General features: G+C 70.0%; 2 protein-coding genes and 1 pseudogene. 1 reads left to right on the plus strand and 2 read right to left on the minus strand.

What is annotated here, in order from left to right; genetic code table 11:
- Nucleotides 1–452: pseudogene (locus tag GA0115259_RS24785) on the plus strand (transcriptional regulator); the annotation flags it as partial.
- Here the strand turns inward: GA0115259_RS24785 and GA0115259_RS24790 are convergent.
- Nucleotides 439–1,533, minus strand: a complete 1,095-nt coding sequence (locus GA0115259_RS24790; RefSeq protein WP_237540476.1) for a methyltransferase domain-containing protein — start codon at nucleotides 1,531–1,533, stop codon at nucleotides 439–441. The pseudogene GA0115259_RS24785 and the gene GA0115259_RS24790 overlap by 14 nt on opposite strands.
- A gap of 91 nt (nucleotides 1,534–1,624) precedes the next feature.
- The coding region (locus GA0115259_RS24795) for a dihydrolipoamide acetyltransferase family protein (protein WP_237540477.1) at nucleotides 1,625–2,405 on the minus strand (781 nt) is incomplete at its 5' end.

Genomic DNA, 2,405 nt, shown 5'->3' on the forward strand with positions numbered 1-2,405 from the left:
CTGCGGTCTCCGCGCGAGCACTCGCCGCTGCCGGTGACCACAAGGGCGCACTCCTGGCTGTGGCCGATGCGCGCCGCATCGCGGAGAACCTGGACACCGCGCAGTCGGCCGACACCTGGTTCGGCTATCCCCAGCAGAAGCACCACGTCCATCTCTCGCAGGCGTTCACTCTCATGGGCCGCACACGCGAGGCATACGCCGAGCAGGAAGCCTCGCTGGCCCTCACCCGCTCCCAGTCCGTCATGACCCGCGCCCTACTTGCCATGGACACCGCGACCTGCCTCCAAGCTGACGGCGATCCCACAGCGGCTGCCGACATGGCCGTGGACATCTGGCAACAGCTACCGGAGGCGTACCGAGGCGGACTGGTCCAATCCCGGGCCGAAACCCTGCATCACACGCTCTCCGGCACGGCCCGGACGCGGCTGGGCAACGTTCTCATCGGCCGCTAGCCGGAGGAGTTCCCAAGACACCGAGTACCGCGCACCCTGTAAACCAGTAGGCCAGCTCCTGCGGTCCCCGCGCACGCGGGGTGGGCGGGCTTGGGGGCTTCGGCGTCTTTTTGTGGGCTCCGTCGGTGTTGAGGCGGGGCTTACCGCGTTGGACGGGTTGTCCAACCAGGCCGTCTGTTTGCCGGTTGGGGTGATGGTGAGGCCGAAGCGGGGCAGGGATGGGGTGCCCTGGTGCTGCCACCAGGTTCGGGCCGTGGTGATTTCGTCCCAGAGTCTTCGGGGGCCGGCCTGTTGGACCGCGTCGTGCGACTGCCAGTTCTGGTATCTGGCCGAGGCCCAGGACCCGTTCCCGTCCGCCAGGCGGATGTGGAAGGTGCCGGGCGGGGCGTTGCGCGCGCATCCACATGAAGCTGACGTCGGCGACGAAGCGGCCGTACGAGTCCTGGCCGCGTTCGCCGACCACCAGTCGCAGCAGCCCGGCGTTGGCGTACGGCGTGCCCCATGGCGTGACGATCACGCCGCCCGGCCGGGTCTGTTCGATCCAGGCGAGCGGGACGTGCCGTACGGCCGCCGTCGAGTGGATACGGTCGTACGGCGATCCGGCGGGCCATCCGACGAGACCGTCCCCGACCACGCGGCGGGGAGCGAAGCCGGCCGCCTTCAAGCGTTTGGCCGCCTCCGCCGCGAGCCGCGGGTCGACTTCCACGGTCGTCACGTGCTCGTCGCCGAGCCGGCCCGCGAGAAGGGCGCTCGTCCAGCCGGTGCCGGTGCCGATGTCCAGTACGACATCCCTGTCGGCCACGCTCAGGTGGTGGAGCATCGTCGCCACGAGCGAGGGCATGGACGCCGACGAGGTGACGACGCCCGGACCGTCGTCCGCGCCGTCGTCGAGCTGTGTCACCACGACGTCGTCGGCATCGACCAGCGTCCACCACTCGGCCTCGTCGGCCGCCCTGGTGATCCGCCGGTGGCCGACCGGCGCACCGTCGTCCGGAACCCACACCGTCTCCGGCACAAAGGTCGACCGCGGAGCACGCCCGACCGCGCCCCGCCACTCCTCGCCCAGCACACCTGTCTCCATGCGTCGATGCTCGCAAAAGTCCGGCCCCGGAACCCATGGCGCGGGTTTCGGGGCCGGATGGTGGTGCGGGAGCCCGGAAGGGCGGGAGAGGTCAGGCCCAGGTGATCAGGCGCTTCGGCTGTTCCAGGATCGCCGCGGTGTCCGCGAGGACCTTGGAGCCCAGTTCGCCGTCGACCAGGCGGTGGTCGAAGGAGAGCGCGAGGGTGGTGACCTGGCGGGGCTTGACCTTGCCCTTGTGGACCCAGGGCTGGAGCTTGATCGCGCCGACCGCCAGGATCGCGGACTCGCCCGGGTTGAGGATGGGCGTGCCCGTGTCGACGCCGAAGACGCCGACATTGGTGATGGTCACCGTGCCGCCCTGCATGGCCACCGGCGTCGTCCTGCCCTCACGGGCCGTGGAGACCAGTTCGCCCAGCGCGGCGGCCAGTTGAGGCAAGGTCTTGTCGTGCGCGTCCTTGATGTTCGGCACGATCAGTCCGCGCGGGGTGGCAGCCGCGATACCCAGGTTGACGTAGTGCTTGACCACGATCTCCTGGTTCGCCTCGTCCCAGGCCGCGTTGACCTCGGGATTGCGCTTGATGGCGACGAGCAGCGCCTTGGCGATGAGGAGCAGCGGATTGACCCGCAGGCCCGCCATGTCCTTGTCGGACTTCAGCTCCTCGACCAGCTTCATCGTGCGGGTCACATCGACGGTGACGAACTCCGTGACATGCGGCGCGGTGAACGCGCTGCCCACCATGGCCGCCGCCGTGGCCTTCCGTACGCCCTTGATGGGGATACGGGTCTCCCGGGCCGGACCGGCCTGTGCCGCCGGTACGGCCGTCGGCACAGGCGCGAGCGCCGGTGCCGCTGCCGCTGCCGCCGCCGGCACC

The sequence above is a fragment of the Streptomyces sp. MnatMP-M17 genome (assembly GCF_900091995.1).
Classification (GTDB): domain Bacteria; phylum Actinomycetota; class Actinomycetes; order Streptomycetales; family Streptomycetaceae; genus Streptomyces.